The organism is Enterobacter sp. ECC-249, from assembly GCF_043965265.1.
Taxonomy (GTDB): Bacteria; Pseudomonadota; Gammaproteobacteria; order Enterobacterales; family Enterobacteriaceae; genus Enterobacter; species Enterobacter quasiroggenkampii.
Map to the genome: position 1 here is coordinate 3,520,078 of NZ_CP143660.1, position 23,461 is coordinate 3,543,538.

Annotated in this window: 24 protein-coding genes, 1 tRNA gene and 1 other annotated feature; of the genes, 13 read left to right on the forward strand and 12 right to left on the reverse strand. The window is 54.2% G+C overall.

What is annotated here, in order from left to right; all coding sequences use genetic code 11:
- Nucleotides 1-53 precede the first annotated feature (53 nt).
- Nucleotides 54-1,508 (reverse strand): multidrug efflux MATE transporter EmmdR, encoded by a 1,455-nt coding sequence (emmdR, locus tag V1587_RS16855; RefSeq protein ID WP_371899906.1) that lies wholly within the window; start codon nucleotides 1,506-1,508, stop codon nucleotides 54-56.
- Between the two features lie 161 nt (nucleotides 1,509-1,669).
- Here emmdR and V1587_RS16860 point away from each other — a divergent pair.
- Together V1587_RS16860 and V1587_RS16865 are read left to right on the forward strand one after the other, a co-directional pair.
- Nucleotides 1,670-1,745 (forward strand) — tRNA-Asn (locus V1587_RS16860).
- A gap of 53 nt (nucleotides 1,746-1,798) precedes the next feature.
- Nucleotides 1,799-2,134, forward strand: a complete 336-nt coding sequence (locus tag V1587_RS16865; RefSeq protein ID WP_029739253.1) for a gamma-glutamylcyclotransferase family protein — start codon at nucleotides 1,799-1,801, stop codon at nucleotides 2,132-2,134.
- 47 nt (nucleotides 2,135-2,181) lie between these two features.
- Here V1587_RS16865 and V1587_RS16870 read toward each other — a convergent pair whose 3' ends face one another.
- The 4 genes from V1587_RS16870 to dacD form a co-directional block, all read right to left on the reverse strand.
- Entirely contained in the window at nucleotides 2,182-2,517 is a 336-nt protein-coding gene (locus tag V1587_RS16870; RefSeq protein ID WP_008499467.1) for a DUF496 family protein, read from the reverse strand.
- 282 nt (nucleotides 2,518-2,799) lie between these two features.
- Nucleotides 2,800-3,858 (reverse strand): FUSC family protein, encoded by a 1,059-nt coding sequence (locus tag V1587_RS16875; RefSeq protein ID WP_371897200.1) that lies wholly within the window; start codon nucleotides 3,856-3,858, stop codon nucleotides 2,800-2,802.
- Between the two features lie 92 nt (nucleotides 3,859-3,950).
- Entirely contained in the window at nucleotides 3,951-4,424 is a 474-nt protein-coding gene (sbmC, locus tag V1587_RS16880) for a DNA gyrase inhibitor SbmC (RefSeq protein WP_235404692.1), read from the reverse strand.
- Nucleotides 4,425-4,543: 119 nt separating this feature from the next.
- Nucleotides 4,544-5,710 (reverse strand): serine-type D-Ala-D-Ala carboxypeptidase DacD, encoded by a 1,167-nt coding sequence (gene dacD, locus V1587_RS16885; protein WP_032646438.1) that lies wholly within the window; start codon nucleotides 5,708-5,710, stop codon nucleotides 4,544-4,546.
- 198 nt (nucleotides 5,711-5,908) lie between these two features.
- Here dacD and sbcB point away from each other — a divergent pair, with 198 nt between their 5' ends.
- Nucleotides 5,909-7,345, forward strand: coding sequence for an exodeoxyribonuclease I (sbcB, locus tag V1587_RS16890; protein WP_371897471.1), 1,437 nt, complete (start codon nucleotides 5,909-5,911; stop codon nucleotides 7,343-7,345).
- 123 nt (nucleotides 7,346-7,468) lie between these two features.
- On the opposite strand, the gene plaP is transcribed toward sbcB, so the two are convergent.
- The 4 genes from plaP to V1587_RS16910 all read right to left on the reverse strand — a co-directional run bounded on the left by plaP (nucleotide 7,469) and on the right by V1587_RS16910 (nucleotide 10,894).
- A complete protein-coding gene (gene plaP, locus V1587_RS16895) occupies nucleotides 7,469-8,827 on the reverse strand; it encodes a putrescine/proton symporter PlaP (RefSeq protein ID WP_371897202.1) in 1,359 nt (452 codons plus the stop codon).
- A complete protein-coding gene (yoeI, locus tag V1587_RS16900; RefSeq protein ID WP_100245854.1) occupies nucleotides 8,817-8,879 on the reverse strand; it encodes a membrane protein YoeI in 63 nt (20 codons plus the stop codon). The genes plaP and yoeI overlap by 11 nt, the downstream gene beginning before the upstream one ends.
- Before the next feature lie 219 nt (nucleotides 8,880-9,098).
- On the reverse strand, nucleotides 9,099-10,028 hold the full coding sequence (locus V1587_RS16905) for a LysR substrate-binding domain-containing protein (RefSeq protein ID WP_395314429.1): 930 nt from the start codon (nucleotides 10,026-10,028) through the stop codon (nucleotides 9,099-9,101).
- A gap of 41 nt (nucleotides 10,029-10,069) precedes the next feature.
- Nucleotides 10,070-10,894 carry an SDR family oxidoreductase gene (locus V1587_RS16910; RefSeq protein WP_395314430.1) on the reverse strand — a complete coding sequence of 275 codons (825 nt, stop codon included), beginning with the start codon at nucleotides 10,892-10,894 and terminating at the stop codon, nucleotides 10,070-10,072.
- 175 nt (nucleotides 10,895-11,069) lie between these two features.
- Between V1587_RS16910 and hisL the strand changes: the two genes are divergently transcribed.
- The 9 genes from hisL to hisIE all read left to right on the forward strand — a co-directional run bounded on the left by hisL (nucleotide 11,070) and on the right by hisIE (nucleotide 18,286).
- A complete protein-coding gene (gene hisL, locus V1587_RS16915) occupies nucleotides 11,070-11,120 on the forward strand; it encodes a his operon leader peptide (protein ID WP_001364200.1) in 51 nt (16 codons plus the stop codon).
- Nucleotides 11,096-11,219: a sequence feature (His leader region), on the forward strand. It overlaps the preceding gene by 25 nt.
- 45 nt (nucleotides 11,220-11,264) lie before the next feature.
- Nucleotides 11,265-12,164 (forward strand): ATP phosphoribosyltransferase, encoded by a 900-nt coding sequence (gene hisG / locus V1587_RS16920; RefSeq protein WP_000886595.1) that lies wholly within the window; start codon nucleotides 11,265-11,267, stop codon nucleotides 12,162-12,164.
- Between the two features lie 5 nt (nucleotides 12,165-12,169).
- Nucleotides 12,170-13,474, forward strand: coding sequence for a histidinol dehydrogenase (hisD, locus tag V1587_RS16925; RefSeq protein ID WP_371897205.1), 1,305 nt, complete (start codon nucleotides 12,170-12,172; stop codon nucleotides 13,472-13,474).
- The gene (hisC, locus tag V1587_RS16930; RefSeq protein ID WP_371897206.1) at nucleotides 13,471-14,532 is read left to right on the forward strand and encodes a histidinol-phosphate transaminase; all 1,062 of its coding nucleotides are present in this window, start codon (nucleotides 13,471-13,473) and stop codon (nucleotides 14,530-14,532) included. Before hisD ends, hisC begins: the two co-directional genes overlap by 4 nt.
- Nucleotides 14,529-15,596 (forward strand): bifunctional histidinol-phosphatase/imidazoleglycerol-phosphate dehydratase HisB, encoded by a 1,068-nt coding sequence (gene hisB, locus V1587_RS16935; RefSeq protein WP_371897207.1) that lies wholly within the window; start codon nucleotides 14,529-14,531, stop codon nucleotides 15,594-15,596. The genes hisC and hisB overlap by 4 nt, the downstream gene beginning before the upstream one ends.
- Complete coding sequence (gene hisH / locus V1587_RS16940; protein WP_371897208.1) at nucleotides 15,596-16,186, forward strand: imidazole glycerol phosphate synthase subunit HisH; 591 nt, start codon at nucleotides 15,596-15,598, stop codon at nucleotides 16,184-16,186. The genes hisB and hisH overlap by 1 nt, the downstream gene beginning before the upstream one ends.
- Nucleotides 16,186-16,923 (forward strand): 1-(5-phosphoribosyl)-5-[(5-phosphoribosylamino)methylideneamino]imidazole-4-carboxamide isomerase, encoded by a 738-nt coding sequence (gene hisA, locus V1587_RS16945; RefSeq protein WP_371897209.1) that lies wholly within the window; start codon nucleotides 16,186-16,188, stop codon nucleotides 16,921-16,923. Before hisH ends, hisA begins: the two co-directional genes overlap by 1 nt.
- Nucleotides 16,905-17,681: an imidazole glycerol phosphate synthase subunit HisF gene (hisF, locus tag V1587_RS16950; protein ID WP_371897210.1), complete on the forward strand. Its 777-nt coding sequence runs from the start codon at nucleotides 16,905-16,907 to the stop codon at nucleotides 17,679-17,681. The genes hisA and hisF overlap by 19 nt, the downstream gene beginning before the upstream one ends.
- Nucleotides 17,675-18,286, forward strand: a complete 612-nt coding sequence (gene hisIE, locus V1587_RS16955; protein ID WP_371897211.1) for a bifunctional phosphoribosyl-AMP cyclohydrolase/phosphoribosyl-ATP diphosphatase HisIE — start codon at nucleotides 17,675-17,677, stop codon at nucleotides 18,284-18,286. The genes hisF and hisIE overlap by 7 nt, the downstream gene beginning before the upstream one ends.
- A 38-nt stretch (nucleotides 18,287-18,324) precedes the next feature.
- Here hisIE and wzzB read toward each other — a convergent pair whose 3' ends face one another.
- Nucleotides 18,325-19,305: an LPS O-antigen chain length determinant protein WzzB gene (gene wzzB / locus V1587_RS16960; protein WP_371897212.1), complete on the reverse strand. Its 981-nt coding sequence runs from the start codon at nucleotides 19,303-19,305 to the stop codon at nucleotides 18,325-18,327.
- Nucleotides 19,306-19,496: 191 nt separating this feature from the next.
- Here wzzB and V1587_RS16965 point away from each other — a divergent pair, with 191 nt between their 5' ends.
- Complete coding sequence (locus tag V1587_RS16965; protein ID WP_371897213.1) at nucleotides 19,497-20,501, forward strand: NAD-dependent epimerase; 1,005 nt, start codon at nucleotides 19,497-19,499, stop codon at nucleotides 20,499-20,501.
- 53 nt (nucleotides 20,502-20,554) lie between these two features.
- Here V1587_RS16965 and ugd read toward each other — a convergent pair whose 3' ends face one another.
- Together ugd and gndA are read right to left on the reverse strand one after the other, a co-directional pair.
- Entirely contained in the window at nucleotides 20,555-21,721 is a 1,167-nt protein-coding gene (ugd, locus tag V1587_RS16970; protein ID WP_371897214.1) for a UDP-glucose 6-dehydrogenase, read from the reverse strand.
- A 226-nt stretch (nucleotides 21,722-21,947) separates the two neighbouring features.
- Complete coding sequence (gene gndA / locus V1587_RS16975) at nucleotides 21,948-23,354, reverse strand: NADP-dependent phosphogluconate dehydrogenase (protein WP_371897215.1); 1,407 nt, start codon at nucleotides 23,352-23,354, stop codon at nucleotides 21,948-21,950.
- Between the last annotated feature and the right edge of the window lie 107 nt (nucleotides 23,355-23,461).

Consider the following 23,461-nt stretch of genomic DNA (forward strand, 5'->3'; position numbering starts at 1 on the left):
CAGAATGCATATTTCCGATCGTTTGCCGAATTATTCTCCACTTCGCGCAATTGTCAGGCATTTTGTCGCGGATATTTCCACAGCCAGCGCCCGCTGACCATACGCCAGTAGAACAACGCGCCCCGCACGGCCCAGTCCAGGAACATCCCCAGCCAGACGCCAATCACACCCCATCCGAGCATCACCCCGAGCGTATACCCCGCCACGACGCGACATCCCCACATGCCGAGCATCGACACCCACATCGCAAAGCGGGCGTCGCGCGCCCCTTTCAGCCCGGCGGGCAGTACCCATGAGGCTGCCCAGATGGGCATAAAGGCCGCATTGAGCCAGATGAGGACTTTTACAACCTCTTTAACATCGTCTTCGTGAGTGTAGAACGAGGCCATCAGCCCGGCAAACGGCGCGGTTCCCCAGGCGATCAGCGTCAGTCCAATGGTCGACAGCCAGAAAACATGGCGCAGCTGTCGCTCCGCCTGGCCTATCTGCCCTTTCCCGAGCCGTTTCCCGGTGATAATGGTCGATGCAGAGCCCAGCGCGTTACCCGGCAGGTTAATCAGCGAGGCGATGGAGAAGGCGATGAAGTTACCGGCGATCACGTCGGTGCCCATCCCGGCGACAAACATCTGCGTCAGCAATTTCCCGCCGTTAAACAGCACCGATTCAATGCTCGCGGGAATGCCGATCCCCATCACTTCCCAGATAATGGCGAAATTAAAGGGACGGAAATAGCTTTTTAGCGTCAGACGCAGCGAGGGGGTGATCCCCGCCATCAGCACGCCGATAATCGCCGCCGCACCAATATAGCGTGAAATGGTTAAACCCAGTCCGGCACCGACGAAGCCCAGCCCGTCCCACGAGAACACGCCGTAGATCAGCACGCTGCTGATGATAATATTCAGGATATTCATTCCGCCGTTGATCAGCAGAGGAATTTTAGTGTTCCCTGCCCCGCGCAGCGCGCCGCTGCCAATGAGGGCGATAGCCGCCGCCGGATAGCTGATGACGGTCATCTCCAGATAGGTCAGCGCCAGATCTTTAACCTCGTTCGTGGCCTCCCCGGCGACAAAGTCGATAATCTCTTTACCGAAATAGTGGATCGCCGCCGCCAGAACGATCGAAAAAATGGTCATGATCATCAGCGACTGGCGGGCCGCCTCGCGTGCACGTTTGGGGTCAAGCTTGCCGAGGCTAAAGGCCACCACCACCGTCGTCCCGAGGTCAATGGCGGCAAAGAACGAAATCACCACCATGTTAAAGCTGTCCGCCAGCCCCACCCCAGCCATCGCCTCTTTTCCCAGCCAGCTCACCAGAAAGGTGCTCAGAACTCCCATCAGCAGAACGCAGGTATTTTCCAGGAAGATAGGCACGGCAAGAGGGGTGATTTCACGCCAGAACAGGACACGATAGCTTTTACGTTTTGCATACCATGGCGTGCGCGCGATCGCCTGGCGTAAGGAGGCAGTGACGTTCAAAATGGACCTTAGCGAGAAAAGTTGAAACTCCATTTCAAATGATGGGGGACAAATGCTAATCCTGCAAAGTATTTTCCAGAAAAAGATGTGTGGATTTACAACAAACTGATGACAGAATCAGCAATCGGTCGATTTTCCCTAAGATCAGGTTTGACAAAACTTTTTTCGCCGCTAAGATAAGCCTCCACAACGATTCCTCTGTAGTTCAGTCGGTAGAACGGCGGACTGTTAATCCGTATGTCACTGGTTCGAGTCCAGTCAGAGGAGCCAAATTTAAAAAGCCTGCTTTTAAAGCAGGCTTTTTGCTTTGCGGACGAGGGAAAATGAACGCTCTGTTTGTCTACGGCACGCTGCGCCCGGGCCACTCTAATGCGCATATTCTTGAAAACATTGGCGGTGAATGGCTGGCCGGTTCCGTATCCGGTACATTTTATGAACGCGGCTGGGGCGCTGCGGCTGACTTCCCGGGGATCGTGCTCCACCCTGATGGTCCCCGCGTCGAAGGCTATCTGTTTATCTCTGATAACCTTGCCGCACACTGGCAAATGCTGGATGAATTTGAAGACGGCTACGATCGGGTTGAGGTCACCGTGACCACCCTTGAAGGCAAACAGGTTAAGGCCTGGATTTATCAGCTACAGCCGCGTTCTGCATCATAAAAAAAGGCTCTCTGTCACCAGAGAGCCTTTTTCACTATTCGCTGCGATTACTCGCTTTTTGCTTCGCCGTTTTTGATTTCGCCCATCACTTTCAGCTTCTTGGAGATGTCGCGACGCTCTTTGGACAGCTCTGCGTTTTTGATGATGTAGTCATCAACGCGGTCTTCATAGTCGCTCTTCATGCTGGCGATGATGCCCTGGATAGCTTCAACGCTCATGCCTGGCTTGATGTAGTCGCTCAGGTTGTCGAGCAGCAGAACACGTTTCTGGTTGTCACGGATCTTCTTCTCAACGTCCTGGATTTCACGCTGCAGTTTGTTTTTGCGGCGGAACAGGCGGACGAATTCCAGAACATCCTGGAACGAAGGCTTGGTAGTTTCCATTTTTACACCCCTGATAATGTGAGATTCGGATTCGTTAAGGCAACCGTTGTAACAATAACCTTACTGACAGCGGCTGCGAATGGCAATGAGTATACCCGTCATACTTCAAGTTGCCTGTGCGTTGGCTTCCTCGCTCACCTCAGTCACGTACTGATGTACGCTCCTGAGGATTCGCTGCGTCGCCGCCTTCACGCAACTCGAATTATTTAGGGTATATATCGTTTAAAGCTATCATAACCCCAATTGCTGCTGAATCGAAGCAGCAGGCGTCACATACGCCTTTTATTTGCGCAGCGCCCGGCAAATCAGGTGCGATAACAGCTCAAGCTGCCGCGCCAGTTCCATGCTCAGCCAGACGTAGCCATGAATAGGCGTTTCCGCGACGTTATCGCTCTGGCGCTCGTTGATTAGCTGCTTCAGCTCCGCGACGATCTCATTCAGTCGCTCGCTGTTGGCCAGTATCGGCTGCGGGTTCCCTTCATAGAGCGCATGGGCGATGGTCAACAGCGTTTGCTGCGTCATCTGCTGGGTCTCTTTGAGGGTCTGCGCGTTAAGCATCAACAGATGGCTGGGACGCGAAGCCCAGTGCGCGTTGATTTGCAGCTCAAGCATGCAGACCAGATTGCGGCTCACCGTCTGGATGGCTTCGAAAATCGATTTCTGAATACGGGTTTCTTTGCTGGCGGGCGTGATCAGGCCACGCATTTTAACCACGTCGTTGAGGATCGTTTGCAGATGCTTTTCCAGCCGGGGGCGCTCGACCAGATTCGGGGAAAAACCGGCCTGATAGACGCGGTTAAACGCGGTGACGTAGTTCGCCATCTGAATACGCCAGTGCAGAAAAGCTCGCTGTGGCCATATGCCGGTGAAGAGCATGGCCAGCAGTGACCCCAGGATGACGTCCCCGCTTCGCCACAGAGCCGTGGTCATATCCCCGGCGGGTGCGCCGACAACCACCGCGAGCGTAATACCAATCAGCAGCGCCTGATACGGCTTTTTGCCCAACGCCAGCCAGCCGCAAAGGAACATGGCGGCACCGCACCATGCCAGCATCACGGGAAATGAGATGAGCTCCAGCTTCAGGGCAATAAGCCCGAGGGCCGAGCCTAACACCGTCCCGCCAATTCGCTCGAAAGCGCGCGGAACAACGTTCCCCCAAAACGAGATGGGCCCCATCACCACCACCAGCGTGATAAGCGGCCACGTCCCTTCCGGAACATTCAGCAAACGGACCAGTACAAACGTCAATACGAAAGCCAGCGCGATGCGGCACCCGTGCACCACGCGGTAGTGTTTGTACAACCGAATTTCAAAAGGGGTTAATGATTTGTCGGGACGCACACCCGCTCTCCAGCTACACGGCAAATCACAATTGTACTGTGTTTTCAGCCGGGCGGATCGCTCCCGGCTGAAAAACCCTTCATTTAGCAGGCTTAAACCGTTTTGTGCTCGACGGCGATATACATTTCGATATCCCAGTAGCCGTCCGCATTGCCGTCATTGAGATAGCGTTCGAAGCAAGGTTTGAGCGCCATCTGGTACTTATTGTCCTGCAGCAGGGAATTGAAGAACTGATACCACGGCGTGGCGAAGTCGTAGTTTTCCACGCGCGCCGTCGCCACGGCATAATCCCCGGCCGCGATTTCCGTCATCATGACGCCTTCGCTGTTTTCCGGGATAACGAAATCATCCGGTACCGTAACGGCCGTATCACAGCGCAGTTTTTCTGGCGGGACCTCATCGGGATTATCGTAGTAAACCGCAACCCACTCCAGCGGCTCAATGTGACGCCCGTCGACCCACATGACTAGCTGTTCAAAGCCCTGTTTTACCGTGTGTTCCCACGGGCCGACTAAATGAAAACCGGCAATCTTACGTTTCTGTTGCTGCGTAATGCTGTAGTCCATGCTGCCTCCGTTTATCACTGTATATTTATACACTATAAAACTGGATTATCATTATCAGCAAACGAGGAGTGTTTATTATGTGAGCAGACTCGCAACCCTGCTAGTCTGCTCATCTGCCGTTAGAGCGTGTGGTGCAGATAATCGCTCAGACGAGAGAACAGGCCGCCTTTATCAACGGCTTCCAGCGTTACCAGCGGCCAGTGGGCTACCACCTTGTCGCGATCGTAGAGCTGAATCTCCCCGACCCGCTGATGCGCGGCAATCGGCGCTTCCAGCTCTTTTTTATCCAGCACGTATTTGGCTTTGATGTTCGGCACTTCCGCTTTCGGCAAGGCCAACCAGAAGTCCTGGTCGGTGCCCAGCTTCACCTGCTCTTTATCGCCGTACCAGATGCGCTCCGTCCCTACTTTTTTACCGCTATGCAGGATCTGCACCGTATCGAAATTCTGCTGCCCCCAGTGCAGCAGTTTTCGGGCCTGGTCCTCACGTCCTTTCGGGCTGTCCGCCCCCATCACCACCGCGATTAAACGGCGCTGGCCGTCAACGGCAGACGCAATCAGGTTAAAACCCGCCCCCGAGGTATGTCCCGTTTTAAGGCCGTCCACATTCATGGTCTTATCCCACAGCAGGCCGTTGCGGTTTTGCTGGGTGATCCCGTTCCAGGTCAGGCTCTTTTCGCTGTACATATGATAAAACTCAGGCTCGCCGTGGATGATGGCCCGGGAGAGGACGGCCAGGTCATAGGCCGAGCTGTGCTGACCAGGCGCGTCCAGCCCGTGGACGGTTTCAAAGTGCGTATCGCGCAGGTTCAGCTTCTGCACGTAGTCGTTCATCATCTTCACAAACTGCGGCTGCCCGCCCGCCACGTGATCGGCCAGCGCCACGCAGGCGTCGTTGCCGGAATCGACAATCAGGCCGCGGCTCAGATCGCGCACGGAGACGCGATCGCCCTCTTTCAGGAACATAAGCGATGAACCGTCAAACACCGGGTTACCTTTTGCCCAGGCATCGCGCCCTACGGTGACGATGTCATCCGGGGTAATGCGGTGGCTATCAATGGCCCGATCCACAACATAGCCCGTCATCAGCTTGGTCAGGCTCGCCGGATTGCGTTGTTGATGTTCGTTGCCCGCCGTTAAGATCTGACCAGTCGTGTAATCCATCAGCACCCAGGAGCCAGCCTGAATGGCCGGAGGCTGCGGCGAAAAATCCAGTGGTTCGGCCGCAAAAGCAGATGAGACACTCGAAGCGAGTAAAGAAACAGCAATAAACAGACGGCGTTTCAACGGTATATCCTCAGGTCATTAAAAATCGATGACCTTTTTACGGGAGTTCTGATGTCGTTACCTGGCTTAATTGCAAAAAAATGTGACAGAACGCTGATTTTTCTCTGAAGCTGGCGCGCAAATTTGCGACGCGGCGGTGCTTTTTATTCGGTCTGGCCCGCACGATCGTTTACCATAGTGACGTCATTTTTTAACAGGATGGTATTACTGGTGTCTGACTCTGCCGCTCGCCCGACTTTTTTATTCCACGACTACGAAACCTTTGGCACGCATCCGGCGCTGGACCGACCGGCCCAGTTTGCCGCCATCCGTACCGACGACGAATTCAACATCATTGGCGAGCCCGAGGTCTTTTACTGCAAGCCTGCGGACGACTACCTGCCGCAGCCCGGCGCGGTCATGGTTACCGGGATCACCCCTCAGGAAGCGCGGGAGAAAGGCGTTAACGAAGCAGAATTCGCCCGACGCATCCACGATCTGTTTACCGTTCCCAATACCTGCGTGGTCGGTTACAACAACATCCGCTTCGATGACGAAGTGACGCGCAACATTTTCTATCGCAACTTCTACGATCCCTATGCCTGGAGCTGGCAGAACCGCAATTCACGCTGGGATTTGCTCGACATCATGCGCGCCTGTTATGCCCTGCGTCCTGAGGGCATTAACTGGCCGGAAAATGAGGAAGGGCTGACCAGCTTCCGGCTGGAACACCTGACGCGCGCCAACGGTATTGAGCACAGTAATGCCCACGATGCGATGGCGGACGTCTATGCCACCATTGCCATGGCGAAGCTGGTGAAAAGCGCGCAGCCACGACTGTTCGAGTATCTCCTGAGCCACCGCAGTAAGCAGAAATTGACCACGCTGATTGATGTGCCGCAGATGAAGCCGCTGGTGCATATTTCCGGCATGTTTGGCGCATGGCGCGGCAATACAAGCTGGGTCGCCCCGCTGGCGTGGCATCCGGACAACCGAAATGCGGTCATCATGGTGGATTTGGCGGGCGATATTTCACCGCTGCTGGAACTTGACAGCGATACCCTGCGTGAACGGCTGTACACGCCGAAAAATGAACTCGGCGATCTGCCTGCGGTGCCGGTCAAGCTGGTGCATATCAATAAATGTCCGGTACTGGCGCAGGCGAACACGCTGCGCCCGGAAGATGCAGACAGACTGGGCATTAACCGTCAGCATTGCCTGGATAACCTGAAAGTGCTGCGTGAAAATCCACAGGTGCGCGAGAAAGTGGTGGCCATTTTTGCCGAAGCCGAGCCGTTCGTGCCGTCTGAAAACGTGGACGCTCAGCTCTATAACGGTTTCTTCAGCGATGCCGACCGCGCTGCGATGAATATCGTTCTGCAAACCGAGCCACGTAACTTACCGGCGCTGGATATTACTTTCGCCGATAAGCGCATCGAAAAGCTGATGTTTAATTACCGCGCGCGTAACTACCCCGGCACGCTGGATGAAGCAGAGCAGGAACGCTGGCTGCAGCATCGTCGCAATGTCTTTACCCAGGAATTCCTTAATAGCTATGCCCAGGAGCTGGAAATGCTTTATGGCCAGTATGAAGGAAATGCTGAGAAACAGGCGCTGTTGAAATCACTGTTCCAGTACGCTCAAGAAATTGTCTGAGTGAGGGGTATAAAAAAAGCCGGAGGCGATGTCTCCGGCTTTTTTTTGCCCGATGGCGCTGCGCTTGCGCGGGCCTACGGGGTATGTAGGTCGGGTAAGGCGTAGCCGCCACCCGACACAGTCTTACGCGACGTCTTCGTACTGAGGAACCGGGTTACGGAAGCTCTTCGTAACGCAGGCCAGGTAAATCAGGCCGATACCTGCCCAAATCAGGCCAAGCACCATAGAGCTCTCTTCCAGGTTAACCCACAGCGCGCCCACGGTCAGGGCACCGCACATCGGCAGGAACAGGTACTGGAAGTGATCTTTCAGCGTCTTGTTACGCTTCTCACGGATCCAGAACTGAGAGATAACCGACAGGTTAACAAAGGTGAACGCCACCAGCGCACCGAAGTTAATCAGCGCCGTTGCCATCACCAGGTCAAAGTTAATCGCCAGAAGCGCGATCGCACCGACCAGGATAATGTTCATCGCCGGGGTACGCCAGGTTGGATGCACGTAGCCGAAGAAGCTTTTCGGGAATACGCCATCACGGCCCATCACGTACATCAGACGCGCAACGCCTGCATGCGCGGCCATACCGGACGCCAGTACGGTGATGGTGGAGAAGATCAGCGCGCCGACCTGGAACGCTTTACCCGCCACATACAGCATGATTTCCGGCTGAGACGCATCCGGATCCTTGAAGCGAGAGATATCCGGGAAGTACAGCTGCAGGAAATAGGTCGAGAAAATAAAGATCAGACCGCCAATCAGCGCCGTCAGGAAGATGGCACGAGGAATCACGCGCTCTGCATCTTTCGTTTCTTCAGACAGGTTGCTGATCCCGTCAAAACCGGTAAAGGAGAAGCACAGAATGGTTGCCCCGGTAATCATCGGGATCACATGCGCATCACCAGACCAGAACGGTTTGCTGCTCGCCAGGGTGCCCGCGCCTTCGCCGTGGAATACGCCATAAATAACCATGCCAAGAATAACCGCAATCAGCACAACCTGAAGCACAACGATAACGGAGTTAAAGTTGGCAACGGACTTAATGCTGCGCAGGTTAAAGGCCGTCATAAAGGCCACCAGCGCCACGACGAATATCCAGGATGGAATCGACGGCACCAGCGCTTCAAAATAGATTTTTGCCAGCAGAATGTTGATCATCGGCGCGAACAGGTAGTCGAGCAGCGAAGACCAGCCCACCATAAAGCCAACCGTCGGGCTGATGGATTTCTGGGCATAGGTGTAGGCGGAACCAGCAGACGGATAGCGACGCACCAGCTTACCGTAGCTCAGCGCGGTAAAGAGGATCGCAATCAGCGCGAAGCCGTAAGCCGTCGGCACATGACCGTCGGTGAGGCCCGATACGATACCGAATGTATCGAACAGCGTCATCGGTTGCATATAGGCCAGGCCCATCATAACAACCGGAATCAACGTAAGCGTTTTACGTAATTCCACGCGAGAGGTGTTTGGAGTTGCGTTATGCGACATAGTTAATCTCCTTTACGGTGATAACCGCCACGTAAGCGAAAAATTGCCCCATTTCTTTCTTCCTCAGCGACAACAACTGTCGGATTTTAGTAAATATCTATCCGGTACGAAGCCCGGCCTCTTGGTTTTTAGTTTCGTTTCGTACATGCAAAAAAAAATAACCGACGCCTTTTATATCGTCGATTATTCATTTGGTTGCAGCGGCGGCATTTTGCCCCACATCGGATACAAAAGGCAATACTTTGCAACGCAGCGGGTAATTTTCTTTTTTCTAACTGGCTGATTTCTCGACACTGCCCTGAGCATATACAGCGGCGATAGCACTATTTGCTAAAATTTCGTCCCGCCACCAGGCGCTGGCCAGCCCCGCGGTTTGCTCATTCCACCCTACCCATACCGATTCTTGACTGTTTTGAGCAAGTACCTGTTTTTCAACAAGCGCACCGCTGTCAATGTACCGCTGTGCCAGATAGCGGGGCAAATAGCCGCAGCCCAGACCGCTTATTTGCAGCTCCAGCTTGGTTTTAAAGTCAAAAACGGTGATGGCCTCCTGCTCGTCAAGCAGCTGCGACGAAACCGCACATTCCGGACGAGAACTGTCCCCGACCACGATGGCGCGGTAGCCTTTTATCACGCGGCGGTTAAGCGGCTCAGGCACCTGAGCCAGCGGATGATGTGGCGCCACGGCGAACACCTGCTCCAGCACGCCCAGCCGGGCAAAACCAAAATCACTCAGCTGGGGGGGCTCATGCAGTGCACCAACGAAAATGTCCGCCCTGCCCTGCGTTAAGGCATCCCAGGAGCCACCCAGCACGCCGTTGATAAAGATAAGCCGGGTCACGCTGTGATGTTGATAAAAGTCTTCAATCAGCGGCGTGAGGAGAGAAAACGGAAAGGTATCATCCACGCCAATAACCAGCTCGTTTTCCCATCCCTGATGGAGTTTCACGGCCTGTTTTTCGAGTTCACGAACGGTATGGAGGACTTCACGGCCTTTTTCCAGCAGCATTTGTCCGGTACGGGTAAAACGAGCGCGGTGTCCGGAGCGATCGAGGATCTGGATATTAAGATCGCTTTCCAGTTTTTGAACGGTATAGCTCAACGCAGATGGGGTTTTGTAGAGCTTTGCCGACGCTGCGGCAAAGCTCCCCTCTTTTTCCAGTGCATCCAGAATAATAAGAACATCCAGCAGCGGTTTCATGCTCGCCCCCTTTCGGTGTGCGACGGTCTCCGCTGCGGGATTTATTCCATGGGCATCACCAGCGGATCGGGATACTGATACTCAAACCCCAGCTCATGACAAATGCGATTGCCATCAACAATTTTGCCTTTACTGTCATCCTTTGCCTCACCGAAAACCGGCGCCGCCAGGCCCAGCTGACGTGCCATCAGCGGGTAAAACGTGCTGCGCGTCGGATGAGACGGTGCACATATATTATAGATGTGTCCACCTTTCGGGGCCTGTAAGAGTAGCTCAATCGCGCCAACCACATCATCAAGATGCACAAGATTGACAACATGCTGGCCATCTGGCGCCGACTTTCCGGCAAAAAAGCGTCCCGGATGGCGACCCGGGCCAACCAGCCCCGCCAGACGAACAATATCGACCTGCGTGCCGGGAAGATGATGCAGCCAGTCTTCCAGCTCTTTCAGAACCTGACCGCTCGCCGTAACGGGACGGCGCTCGGAACTCTCTTTCACCACGCCCTCAACTTCGCCATACACCGACGTCGAGCTGGTAAAAATGATGCGCGGCACATGGTGAGCCAGCGCGCTATCGACAATCTCCTGCATCGCCTGCAGATAAAACGACTTACCCGGACCGCTGCGCCGCGCGGGTAGCGTGATCACCAGCGCATCGACGTTCATTAGCGTGTCCAGATCGTCAGCATCACACACCAGCTCCGGTTCAAGTCGCAGTTCAACGCCATCAATACCGCACATGCGCGCTGCCTCTACCCCATCCGCCGTGGTTTTGCTCCCGGTCACCTGCCAGCCTTTCGCGGCTAATGACATCGCCAGCGGCATTCCCAGCCATCCTAAACCGACAATCGCGACCTTTTTCATGCGAATTCTCCTGACTCTCACTCGTCTTTTATAAGGCTACGCCAGCCCGGCAGAACACACAATTCATAGCATCAATATGAAATGAATTAATGATCAAAAAAAGCCCTTGCAATATGTCGTACAACTGGTTTAGGTTAAAAGACATCAAATGAATAAGCATTCATCGAGAATTTATATGACACGCGTTCAATTTAAACACCACCATCATCACCATCATCCTGACTAGTCTTTCAGGCGATGTGTGCTGGAAGACGTTTGGATCTTCCAGTGGTGCATGAACGCATGAGAAAGCCCCCGGAAGATCTTCTTCCGGGGGCTTTTTTTTGGACCGAATTCAGACAGGTTAAAACAGGTTAACGAGGAATAAAGAATGTTAGATAACTCACGCTTACGCATAGCTATTCAAAAATCAGGCCGTTTGAGCGACGATTCACGCGAACTGCTGGCCCGCTGCGGGATTAAAATTAACCTGCACACCCAGCGCCTGATTGCTCTGGCTGAAAACATGCCCATCGATATTCTGCGCGTGCGTGATGACGATATTCCCGGCCTGGTCATGGACGGCGTCGTTGACCTCGGCATCATCGGGGAAAACGTGCTGGAAGAAGAGCTGCTGACCCGCCGTGCGCAGGGCGAAGATCCGCGTTACTTTACCCTGCGTCGTCTGGACTTCGGCGGCTGCCGCCTGTCGCTGGCGACGCCGGTTGACGAAGCGTGGGACGGTCCGGCCGCGCTGAACGGCAAACGTATCGCCACCTCTTACCCTCACCTGTTAAAGCGTTATCTCGACCAGAAAGGCGTGCAGTTTAAGTCATGCCTGCTGAACGGCTCTGTTGAAGTGGCGCCGCGTGCCGGTCTGGCGGACGCCATCTGTGACCTCGTCTCTACCGGCGCGACGCTGGAAGCGAACGGTCTGCGCGAAGTAGAAGTGATTTACCGCTCTAAAGCATGCCTGATTCAGCGCGACGGAGAGATGGCAGACGCCAAGCAGCAGCTGATTGACAAGCTGCTGACCCGCATTCAGGGCGTGATTCAGGCGCGTGAATCCAAATACATCATGATGCACGCCCCAACCGAGCGTCTGGATGAAGTGATTGCCCTGCTGCCGGGCGCCGAGCGCCCGACCATCCTGCCGCTGGCGGGCGATCAGCAGCGCGTGGCGATGCACATGGTGAGCAGCGAAACCCTGTTCTGGGAAACCATGGAAAAACTGAAGGCGCTGGGCGCAAGCTCCATCCTGGTGCTGCCAATTGAGAAGATGATGGAGTAATTGCCATGAGCTTTAACACAATCATCGACTGGAATACCTGTAGCGACGCACAGCAGCGCGAGCTGCTGATGCGCCCGGCGATTTCCGCCTCTGAAAGCATCTCGCGCACCGTGGCGGAGATCCTGGATAACGTCAAAGCCCGTGGCGATGACGCGCTGCGTGAATACAGTGCAAAATTTGATAAGACGGAAGTCGGTGCATTACAGGTTACCGAGCAGGAAATCATTGATGCCAGCAATCGTCTGGGCGACGACATCAAGCAGGCGATGGCCGTTGCGGTGAAAAACATTGACACCTTCCACACCGCGCAAAAGCTGCAGACCGTGGATGTGGAAACCCTGCCCGGCGTGCGTTGCCAGCAGGTAACCCGCCCTGTTGCCTCCGTCGGTCTCTATATTCCCGGCGGCTCTGCCCCGCTTTTCTCCACCGTACTGATGCTGGCGACACCGGCGCGCATTGCCGGATGTCAGAAAGTGGTGCTTTGCTCACCGCCACCGATTGCCGACGAGATCCTTTATGCGGCGAAGCTATGCGGCGTGCAGGCGGTATATAAAGTTGGCGGCGCGCAGGCGATTTCGGCCCTGGCGTTTGGCACAGACTCCATTCCTAAGGTCGACAAAATTTTTGGCCCGGGCAATGCGTATGTGACCGAAGCCAAGCGTCAGGTCAGCCAGCGTCTGGACGGCGCGGCCATCGATATGCCTGCCGGTCCGTCTGAAGTGCTGGTGATTGCCGACAGCGGCGCAACGCCGGACTTCGTCGCCTCCGACCTGCTTTCTCAGGCGGAACACGGCCCGGACTCGCAGGTCATCCTGCTGACGCCGGATGCCGATATGGCGAAACGCGTGGGCGAAGCCGTGGAGCGTCAGCTTGACGATCTGCCCCGCGCCGACACGGCACGCCAGGCCTTAGCGGCCAGCCGCCTGATTGTGGCGCGCGATCTGAACCAGTGTATTGCTATCTCCAACCAGTACGGTCCGGAGCACCTGATTATTCAGACCCGCAGCGCGCGCGATCTGGTAGACCGCATTACCAGCGCTGGCTCGGTGTTCCTCGGCGACTGGTCACCGGAGTCCGCAGGCGATTACGCCTCCGGCACCAATCACGTGCTGCCCACCTATGGCTACACCTCTACCTGTTCCAGCCTGGGGCTGGCGGACTTCCAGAAACGCATGACCGTGCAGGAACTCTCCCGTGAAGGGTTTGCCTCACTGGCGTCCACCATTGAAACCCTTGCCGCTGCCGAGCGCCTGACCGCCCACAAAAATGCCGTTACGCTGCGCGTTGCAGCCCTGAAGGAGCAAGCATGAACATTGAAGAATTAGCCCGCGAAAATGTCCGTCGCCTGACGCCCTATCAGTCTGCGCGTCGTCTGGGCGGCAAAGGGGATGTCTGGCTGAACGCCAACGAGTATCCAACGGCGGTGCAGTTTGAGCTGTCGCAGCAAACGCTGAACCGCTATCCGGAGTGTCAGCCGAAAGCAGTGATTGAAAACTACGCCCAGTACGCGGGCGTGAAGCCGGAGCAGGTGCTGGTCAGCCGCGGCGCAGATGAAGGCATTGAACTGCTGATCCGCGCATTCTGCGAGCCTGGCAAAGATGCGGTGATGTACTGCCAGCCTACCTACGGCATGTACAGCGTCAGCGCGGAAACTTTCGGCGTAGCGTGTCGCAACGTGCAGGCGCTGGAGAACTGGCAGCTGGATCTGCAGGGGATTGCCGACAACCTCGATGGCGTAAAAGTCGTGTTTGTCTGTAGCCCGAACAACCCGACCGGACAGATTATCGATCCGCAGGATATCCGCACCCTGCTGGAGATGACGCGCGGTAAAGCCCTGGTGGTGGCCGACGAAGCCTACATCGAATTCTGTCCGCAGGCGACGCTGGCAGGCTGGCTGGAAGAGTATCCGCACCTGGTGGTGCTGCGTACGCTGTCGAAGGCTTTCGCCCTCGCGGGTCTGCGCTGCGGATTCACCCTGGCGAATAAGGAGGTCATCGACCTGCTGCTGAAAGTGATCGCTCCGTATCCCCTCTCGACGCCGGTTGCCGATATTGCGGCACAGGCGCTAACGCCTCAGGGGATTAACGCGATGCGCGAGCGCGTGGCGCAAATCCTTGAGGAACGTCAGTATCTGGTGGTTGCCCTGAAGGATATCCCGTGCGTGGAGCAGGTGTTCGACTCGGAAACCAACTACATCCTGGTTCGCTTCACCGCCTCCAGTGCCGTATTTAAATCTTTGTGGGATCAGGGCATTATCTTACGAGACCAGAATAAACAACCTTCTCTGAGCGGATGCCTGCGCATTACCGTCGGCACCCGTGCAGAGAGCCAGCGCGTAATTGACGCCCTGAAAGCGGAGAAAGTATGACCCAGAAGATCCTTTTCATCGATCGTGACGGCACCCTTATTTCGGAGCCACCAGCTGATTTTCAGGTCGACCGATTCGACAAGCTGGCGTTTGAACCGGACGTGATCCCGGTGCTGCTTAAGCTGCAAAAAGCCGGATACAGGCTGGTGATGATCACCAACCAGGACGGTCTGGGTACCGACAGCTTCCCGCAGGCAGATTTTGACGGCCCGCATAATTTAATGATGCAGGTGCTAACCTCTCAGGGCGTGGTGTTTGATGAAGTGCTGATTTGCCCGCACATGCCGGCCGAAGAGTGTGACTGCCGTAAGCCAAAGGTGAAGCTGGTAGAGCGCTATCTGGCGGAGGATGTGCTGGATAAAGCCAACAGCTATGTCATCGGCGATCGCATCACTGATATTACGCTCGCGGAAAACATGGGCATCGCGGGGCTTCGCTACGACCGTAACAACCTTAACTGGGCGATGATTGGTGAACAGCTGACAAAACGTGACCGCTACTCGCACGTTGAACGTAACACCAAAGAGACGCAGATTGATGTGAAGGTCTGGCTGGACCGCGAAGGCGGCAGCAAGATCCACACCGGCGTCGGTTTCTTCGACCACATGCTGGATCAGATTGCCACCCACGGCGGTTTTCGCATGGAAATTACGGTAAAAGGCGATCTCTACATTGACGATCACCACACCGTGGAAGATACCGGTCTGGCGCTGGGTGAAGCCCTGAAGCTGGCGCTCGGTGATAAACGTGGCATTAACCGTTTCGGCTTTGTTCTGCCGATGGACGAGTGTCTGGCGCGCTGCGCGATGGACATCTCCGGTCGTCCGCATCTGGAATATAAAGCCGATTTCACCTACCAGCGCGTGGGCGATCTGAGCACCGAAATGGTGGAGCACTTCTTCCGCTCCTTGTCCTACACCATGGGCCTGACGCTACACCTGAAGACCAAAGGCAAGAACGACCACCACCGCGTGGAGAGCCTCTTCAAAGCCTTTGGCCGCACCCTGCGCCAGGCAATTCGCGTGGACGGTGACGCCCTGCCTTCATCGAAAGGAGTGCTGTAATGAACGTGGTAATTCTGGATACCGGATGCGCCAACCTGAACTCCGTCAAATCGGCAATTGCGCGCCACGGCTATGAGCCGATGGTCAGCCGTGACCCGGACGTGGTGCTGCGTGCCGACAAACTCTTTTTACCGGGCGTGGGAACCGCGCAGGCCGCGATGGAGCAGATTCGTGAACGCGAGCTGGTCGATCTTATCAAAGCCTGTACCCAACCGGTGCTGGGCATTTGCCTGGGCATGCAGATCCTGGGCCGCCGCAGCGAAGAGAGCAACGGCGTTGACCTGCTGGGCATTATTGATGAAGACGTGCCGAAAATGACCGACCACGGTCTGCCTCTGCCGCATATGGGCTGGAACCGCGTGTACGCCAAAGCGGGCGACAGGCTGTTTCGCGGCATCGACGACGGCGCGTATTTTTACTTCGTGCACAGCTACGCCATGCCGGTGAACGTGAATACGATCGCCCAGTGCACTTATGGCGAGGCGTTTACGGCAGCCGTACAGAAAGACAATTTCTTCGGCGTGCAGTTCCACCCGGAGCGCTCAGGCGCCGCGGGCGCGCAGCTGCTGAAAAACTTCCTGGAGATGTGATGATTATTCCCGCGTTAGATTTAATTGACGGCACGGTTGTCCGTCTTCATCAGGGTGATTACGGCCAGCAGCGCGACTACGGAAACGACCCGCTGCCGCGTCTGCAGGATTATGCCGTCCAGGGGGCGCAGGTATTGCATCTGGTGGATTTGACGGGCGCGAAAGATCCGGCGAAACGCCAGATCCCGCTGCTTAAACAACTTGTTGCGGGTGTTGATGTGCCCGTCCAGGTCGGCGGCGGCGTGCGTACGGAAGATGACGTTGCGGCGCTGCTGGACGCTGGCGTGGCACGCGTGGTGGTAGGTTCAACCGCCGTGAAAGATCCTGAGACGGTAAAAGGCTGGTTTCGCCGCTTTGGCGCCGACGCCCTTGTACTGGCGCTGGACGTGCGTATTGACGAACAGGGCAATAAGCAGGTGGCCGTTAGCGGCTGGCAGGAAAACTCCGGCGTGACGCTGGAAGAGCTGGTTGATATCTATCTGCCCGTTGGCCTGAAGCACGTGTTATGCACTGACATCTCCCGCGACGGAACGCTGGCGGGATCCAACGTCTCGCTGTATGAAGAGGTCTGTGCGCGCTATCCGCAGGTGGCGTTCCAGTCTTCTGGCGGTATCGGTGATATAAGCGACGTGGCCGCGCTGCGCGGTACCGGCGTGCAGGGTGTGATTGTGGGCCGTGCCCTGCTGGAAGGTAAATTTACTGTGACGGAGGCGATTCAATGCTGGCAAAACGGATAATCCCTTGCCTGGACGTACGTGACGGCCAGGTCGTGAAAGGCGTGCAGTTCCGCAACCACGAGATCATTGGCGACATCGTCCCGCTGGCAAAACGCTATGCCGATGAAGGTGCAGACGAGCTGGTCTTTTATGATATTACCGCCTCCAGCGATGGCCGCGTGGTGGACAAAAGCTGGGTAGCTCGCGTGGCGGAAGTGATCGATATTCCGTTCTGCGTGGCGGGCGGGATTAAATCCGCTGACGATGCGGCCAAAATTCTCTCGTTTGGTGCCGATAAGATCTCCATCAACTCCCCTGCCCTGGCCGACCCGGAGCTCATTACCCGCCTCGCAGATCGTTTTGGCGTACAGTGTATTGTGGTTGGGATCGACACCTGGCATGACGCCGCAACGGGCAAGTACCACGTCAATCAATATACGGGTGACGAAAACCGCACGCGCGTAACGCAGTGGGAAACGCTCGACTGGGTGCAGGAAGTGCAGAAGCGTGGCGCGGGCGAGATTGTGCTGAACATGATGAACCAGGATGGCGTGCGTAATGGGTATGACCTCCAGCAGCTGAAAAAAGTCCGCGCGGTCTGCCACGTTCCGCTGATTGCTTCCGGCGGCGCGGGCACCATGGAACACTTCCTCGAAGCCTTCCGCGATGCGAACGTGGACGGCGCGCTGGCCGCTTCCGTGTTCCACAAACAGATTATTAATATTGGTGAATTAAAAACGTACCTGGCCGACCAGGGCGTGGAGATCAGGGTATGTTAACAGAGCAACAACAGGCACAGCTGGACTGGGAAAAAACGGACGGATTACTGCCGGTAGTTGTCCAGCATGCCGTGTCAGGCGAAGTGCTGATGCTGGGTTATATGAACCAGGACGCGCTGGCGAAAACGATCGACAGTGGCAAAGTGACCTTTTACTCGCGCACGAAACAGCGCCTTTGGACCAAAGGCGAGACCTCGGGTAATTTCCTGAACGTGGTCAGCATCGCGCCTGATTGCGATAACGACACCCTGCTGGTGCTGGCAAACCCAATCGGCCCAACCTGCCATAAGGGCACCAGCAGCTGCTTCGGCGAGACGAGCCACCAGTGGTTGTTCCTGTATCAACTGGAACAGCTGCTGGCAGAGCGTAAAACAGCGGATCCCGAAAGTTCCTACACCGCGAAGCTGTACGCCAGCGGAACCAAGCGTATCGCACAGAAGGTGGGAGAAGAAGGCGTTGAGACCGCGCTGGCCGCGACGGTGCATGACCGCGAGGAACTGACGAATGAAGCGTCTGATTTGATGTATCACCTGCTGGTGCTGCTGCAGGATCAGGAGCTGGATTTGACGGCAGTGATTGAAAATCTTCGCAAACGTCACAAATAAAAAAACCGGGGATATTCCCCGGTTTTTTTATCTACAAATCAGGCTTTAGGTTTGTAGTTGCGTAATCCACTACGCGCCAGTACCACTACAGAACCGATCATTAAGCCCAGCAGCACGGCAAGAATCAGAATAATAGGTTTTTTTGGGCTGTCACGATGGACAGGTAGATTTGGCTTCATCACGTAACGATAAACGTGAATAGTGTCCGGGTTTACGTTCAGATTCTGGATGTCCAACAGGTTTCGTTTGGTCTGATAGTACGCGGCTGAGAAGACCAGCGGGCGTGAAGCTTCATTGTCAATCATCGATTTCAGCCCGTCGCTTCCAAGCAGGAACAACGTTTCCTGAGTTACATCCTGGGCTTGCTGAATGCGCGGCGAGGTAATTTTCGCTGCCTCAGCATTTTTCAGCGCTTCAGCAATCTGTTTGATTCGCAGATCTTTCTGCTCCTGAGCGACCTTCTCCTGACTTACCAGAGAATCGTTCAGGCTTTTAATCTGCTCCTTGATATTGTCCTTGAGGTCAAGAGCAAGTTCTTTTGCCGTCTGTTCATCAACCTGCTGGATGTACTGCGCAAGCTGCTTTTGAGCAGCTTCAGCTGATGTACTGGTATAGGTGACGCTTAACGGCAGCGTTTCCCCTTTAACAGCAGGCTCAATGGTAAGCTTTTCAGGTTCGTCCTGATTGTCCAGCGCCTGCGATAACGCTGAGAAAGAAGAGTTAAAACGGCCAATCGCGCGCGTTTGGATGTCCAGCATTGAAGGGGCAGCACTTCCATAGAGGATGTTCAATGCATTTGAATAGGTAGCAATCTGGGCCGCATCAGGTTGTGCAATAATAGCCTTTGAGGTCCATTTTTCCTTCGCGAGTGCCAGATATCCAACTGCCATGGCGATAAAAACAACAACACAGATCGCTATCGTCCCCTTCCCACGCCACAGCTGCTGCATTAATTCAAGTAAATCAATATGCTCAGGGTCATTGCTTCGGCTGACCGGGCTATTGTTGTTTTGCGTCATACAATCCCTAACAGATAAAAAAGGGTAAACATTATTATGTTTGCATAGTGTATATATTGCTGAAAATTTTTCTATAAGAATCCGATGAGTTATATCGGAAAGATGCGTTATGTAACTTGCTGTCTTCGCGGTATCATAGACATCATTTGATGTACACAAGCATCAGTACGTAAATGCATTTGAGGGAAGATATGAAATTTCTGGTCACGGGCGCTGCAGGTTTTATCGGTGCGAATGTCAGTAAACGCCTCATTGAGGTCGGTCATCAGGTTGTCGGTATTGATAATCTGAATGATTACTATGATGTCAATCTGAAGCTGGCGCGTCTGGAACGGTTGCAATCTGAGCGTTTCACCTTTCACAAGCTGGAGTTAGCAGATCGTGAAGGCATGGCTGCACTTTTCGCTCGTGAGAAATTTGATCGCGTCATTCACCTGGCCGCACAGGCAGGCGTACGCTACTCCCTGGAAAATCCGCACGCCTATGCAGATGCCAACCTTATCGGCCATCTCAACGTACTGGAAGGCTGCCGACATAATAACGTTCAGCATCTTCTGTATGCCTCATCCAGCTCTGTATATGGCCTCAACCGCAAGATGCCCTTCTCCACTGACGATTCCGTGGATCATCCGGTCTCACTCTATGCCGCGACCAAAAAAGCCAACGAACTGATGTCGCATACCTACTCGCATCTCTATAATCTGCCGACCACTGGCCTGCGCTTCTTCACAGTGTACGGTCCGTGGGGACGTCCGGATATGGCCCTGTTTAAGTTTACAAAGGCGATGATTGAAGGCAAAAGCATTGATGTCTATAACTACGGTAAGATGAAGCGCGACTTCACGTACATTGATGACATCGCTGAGGCAATTATTCGTCTGCAGAATGTTATTCCTCAGTCTGACACAAACTGGACCGTTGAGACCGGTTCGCCGGCAACCAGCTCAGCGCCTTACCGGGTCTACAACATCGGTAACAGTTCACCAGTGGAACTGATGGATTACATCACCGCGCTGGAAGAGGCCCTCGGTAAAAAAGCGGAGAAAAATATGCTGCCACTCCAGCCCGGGGATGTTCTGGAAACCAGCGCAGATACCCAGCCACTTTATGACGCGATCGGATTTAAACCGCAAACCTCAGTTAAAGATGGGGTGAAGAACTTCGTCGACTGGTACCGCGCTTTTTACAAGGTTTGAAAATAAAAAAACCCGGCAATTTAGCCGGGTTTTTTACCAGATAAAGCAGAGAATCAGTCGCTACCAAACAGATCTCGGGTATAAACCTTATCCGCCACGTCAGACAGCTCTTCCGCCATACGGTTTGAAATGATGACATCCGCTTCTTGCTTGAATGCATCCAGGTCGCGGATCACCCGGGAATTGAAGAACTGATCGTCCGGCATGGCAGGCTCATAGATAACAACCTCAACCCCTTTCGCCTTAATGCGCTTCATGATCCCCTGAATGGAAGAGGCGCGGAAGTTATCGGAGCCGCTCTTCATGATCAGACGGTACACGCCAACCACTTTCGGTTGACGCGCAAGGATGGAATCGGAGATAAAGTCTTTACGTGTACGGTTCGCATCAACAATCGCCGAAATGAGGTTATTTGGCACAGCCTGATAGTTTGCCAGCAGTTGCTTCGTGTCTTTCGGCAGGCAATAGCCACCGTAGCCAAATGACGGGTTATTATAGTGGTTGCCAATGCGCGGGTCGAGACACACCCCTTCAATAATCTGGCGGGTATTCAGTCCAAGACTTTCAGCATAGCTGTCGAGCTCATTGAAATAAGCCACACGCATTGCCAGGTAGGTATTCGCGAAGAGCTTAATCGCCTCAGCTTCAGTGGAATCGGTAAACAGCACCTGAATATCTTTTTTCACTGCGCCTTCCTGAAGCAGCGCAGCAAAACGTTCAGCGCGCTCAGAACGTTCGCCAATGACGATTCGCGAAGGATGCAGGTTATCGTAAAGCGCTCTGCCCTCACGCAGGAATTCCGGCGAGAAGAAGATATTATCGATACCAAATTTTTCTTTAATGGATTTGGTAAAACCGACAGGAATGGTTGATTTAATGACCATCACCGCATCAGGGTTGATCGCGATAACGTCTTTGATCACCGCTTCTACCGTTGAGGTGTTGAAGTAGTTGGTTTTAGGATCGTAGTCAGTAGGCGTCGCGATGATGACGTAATCCGCATTGCGGTATGCATCTTCTTTATCTGTCGTGGCGCGGAAATTCAGCGGTTTATTGCTGAGATAGTCCTGGATTTCTTTATCCACAATCGGCGATTTTTTCTGATTGAGCATATCAACTTTGGCCTGCACGATATCCAGCGCAACCACTTCATGATTCTGAGCAATCAGAATGCCGTTAGAAAGACCGACATACCCTGTTCCGGAGATTGTTATTTTCATTCGCTAATGACTTCTGTGAGTTAACTGTACTGATGGCCGCCAGACCATCGCGATAAACATAACTGTTGGGCTTTGTACCTCCTGGCAAACTGAACTGTCAAGGCAAACCAGGAGTAATCACTACGAGCGGGCCGAGATTCGGACTACTTCGAATAACAGGTGACATTTTTTGCATAAAAAAACCCGGAGACAGGCTCCGGGTTTTGATTACAGCGAGTAAGCTAACTTATTCCATCCATTCGGTATGGAATACGCCTTCTTTATCGATGCGTTTATAAGTATGCGCACCAAAGTAGTCACGCTGTGCCTGAATCAGGTTAGCAGGCAGAACAGCCGCACGGTAGCTGTCGTAGTAGGCTACTGCAGCAGAGAAGGTCGGAACCGGGATACCGTTCTGGACAGCGTAGGCAACCACGTCACGCAGCGCCTGCTGATAATCATCCGCAATTTTCTTGAAGTACGGTGCCAGCAGCAGGTTCGCGATACCGGCGTTTTCAGCATAGGCATCAGTGATTTTCTGCAGGAACTGCGCACGAATGATGCAACCCGCGCGGAAGATCTTCGCGATTTCACCGTAGTTCAGATCCCAGTTGTTCTCTTCTGACGCAGCACGCAGCTGAGAGAAGCCCTGCGCGTAAGAAACGATTTTGCCCAGGTACAGTGCACGACGAACTTTTTCAATGAATTCGGCTTTGTCACCAGCGGGTTTAGCCTGTGGGCCAGAAAGCACTTTAGACGCCGCGACGCGCTGCTCTTTAAGGGAAGAGATGTAACGCGCAAAGACGGATTCAGTGATCAGAGACAGCGGTTCGCCCAGATCCAGAGAGCTCTGGCTGGTCCATTTACCGGTACCTTTGTTCGCTGCTTCATCCAGAATCACATCAACCAGGTATTTACCGTCTTCATCTTTTTTCGTGAAGATATCTTTGGTGATGTCAATCAGGTAACTGTTCAGCTCGCCTTTGTTCCACTCGGTAAAGGTTTCAGCCAGCTCTTCATTGGAGAGATTCAGACCGCCTTTCAGCAGGGAATAAGCTTCAGCAATCAGCTGCATGTCGCCGTATTCGATACCGTTGTGAACCATTTTCACATAGTGACCTGCACCGTCGGCGCCAATGTAGGTTACGCAAGGCTCACCATCTTCAGCCACGGCTGCGATTTTGGTCAGGATAGGCGCAACCAGTTCGTATGCGTCTTTCTGGCCGCCAGGCATGATAGATGGGCCTTTCAGAGCGCCCTCTTCACCACCGGAAACACCGGTACCGATGAAGTTGAAACCTTCAGCAGACAGCTCACGGTTACGACGAATGGTGTCCTGGAAGAAGGTGTTACCGCCATCAATGATGATGTCACCTTTTTCGAGGTAAGGCTTCAGGGAGTCGATAGCTGCGTCAGTACCTGCACCCGCCTTCACCATTAACAGTATACGACGAGGCGTTTCCAGAGACTCAACAAACTCTTTCACCGTATAGAAAGGAACCAGTTTCTTGCCAGGGTTCTCGGCAATCACTTCTTCAGTTTTATCACGGGAGCGGTTGAAAACGGAGACGGTGTAACCACGGCTTTCGATGTTGAGCGCCAGGTTGCGCCCCATCACTGCCATACCGACAACGCCGATCTGTTGCTTGGACATTACATACTCCTGTCAGGTGTGGTCCCACCGGGGTACTTCCCGGTGGAGATATTATCGAATTATCTTAACTCAGAAATCGAGAGCAGAGGTAGGTAATTATGGTCATT

Coding starts and splice junctions, on each gene's coding strand:
- V1587_RS16965 (WP_371897213.1), top strand. CDS start 19,497: ATGAAATTTCTGGTCACGGGCGCTGCAGGTTTTATCGGTGCGAATGTC.
- ugd (WP_371897214.1), bottom strand. CDS start 21,721: ATGAAAATAACAATCTCCGGAACAGGGTATGTCGGTCTTTCTAACGGC.
- hisB (WP_371897207.1), top strand. CDS start 14,529: ATGACCCAGAAGATCCTTTTCATCGATCGTGACGGCACCCTTATTTCG.
- hisH (WP_371897208.1), top strand. CDS start 15,596: ATGAACGTGGTAATTCTGGATACCGGATGCGCCAACCTGAACTCCGTC.
- V1587_RS16865 (WP_029739253.1), top strand. CDS start 1,799: ATGAACGCTCTGTTTGTCTACGGCACGCTGCGCCCGGGCCACTCTAAT.
- V1587_RS16905 (WP_395314429.1), bottom strand. CDS start 10,028: ATGAAACCGCTGCTGGATGTTCTTATTATTCTGGATGCACTGGAAAAA.
- hisC (WP_371897206.1), top strand. CDS start 13,471: ATGAACATTGAAGAATTAGCCCGCGAAAATGTCCGTCGCCTGACGCCC.
- V1587_RS16870 (WP_008499467.1), bottom strand. CDS start 2,517: ATGGAAACTACCAAGCCTTCGTTCCAGGATGTTCTGGAATTCGTCCGC.
- emmdR (WP_371899906.1), bottom strand. CDS start 1,508: ATGGAGTTTCAACTTTTCTCGCTAAGGTCCATTTTGAACGTCACTGCC.
- hisF (WP_371897210.1), top strand. CDS start 16,905: ATGCTGGCAAAACGGATAATCCCTTGCCTGGACGTACGTGACGGCCAG.
- hisD (WP_371897205.1), top strand. CDS start 12,170: ATGAGCTTTAACACAATCATCGACTGGAATACCTGTAGCGACGCACAG.
- hisIE (WP_371897211.1), top strand. CDS start 17,675: ATGTTAACAGAGCAACAACAGGCACAGCTGGACTGGGAAAAAACGGAC.
- hisA (WP_371897209.1), top strand. CDS start 16,186: ATGATTATTCCCGCGTTAGATTTAATTGACGGCACGGTTGTCCGTCTT.
- wzzB (WP_371897212.1), bottom strand. CDS start 19,305: ATGACGCAAAACAACAATAGCCCGGTCAGCCGAAGCAATGACCCTGAG.
- V1587_RS16910 (WP_395314430.1), bottom strand. CDS start 10,894: ATGAAAAAGGTCGCGATTGTCGGTTTAGGATGGCTGGGAATGCCGCTG.
- sbmC (WP_235404692.1), bottom strand. CDS start 4,424: ATGGACTACAGCATTACGCAGCAACAGAAACGTAAGATTGCCGGTTTT.
- plaP (WP_371897202.1), bottom strand. CDS start 8,827: ATGTCGCATAACGCAACTCCAAACACCTCTCGCGTGGAATTACGTAAA.
- hisG (WP_000886595.1), top strand. CDS start 11,265: ATGTTAGATAACTCACGCTTACGCATAGCTATTCAAAAATCAGGCCGT.
- sbcB (WP_371897471.1), top strand. CDS start 5,909: ATGGTATTACTGGTGTCTGACTCTGCCGCTCGCCCGACTTTTTTATTC.
- gndA (WP_371897215.1), bottom strand. CDS start 23,354: ATGTCCAAGCAACAGATCGGCGTTGTCGGTATGGCAGTGATGGGGCGC.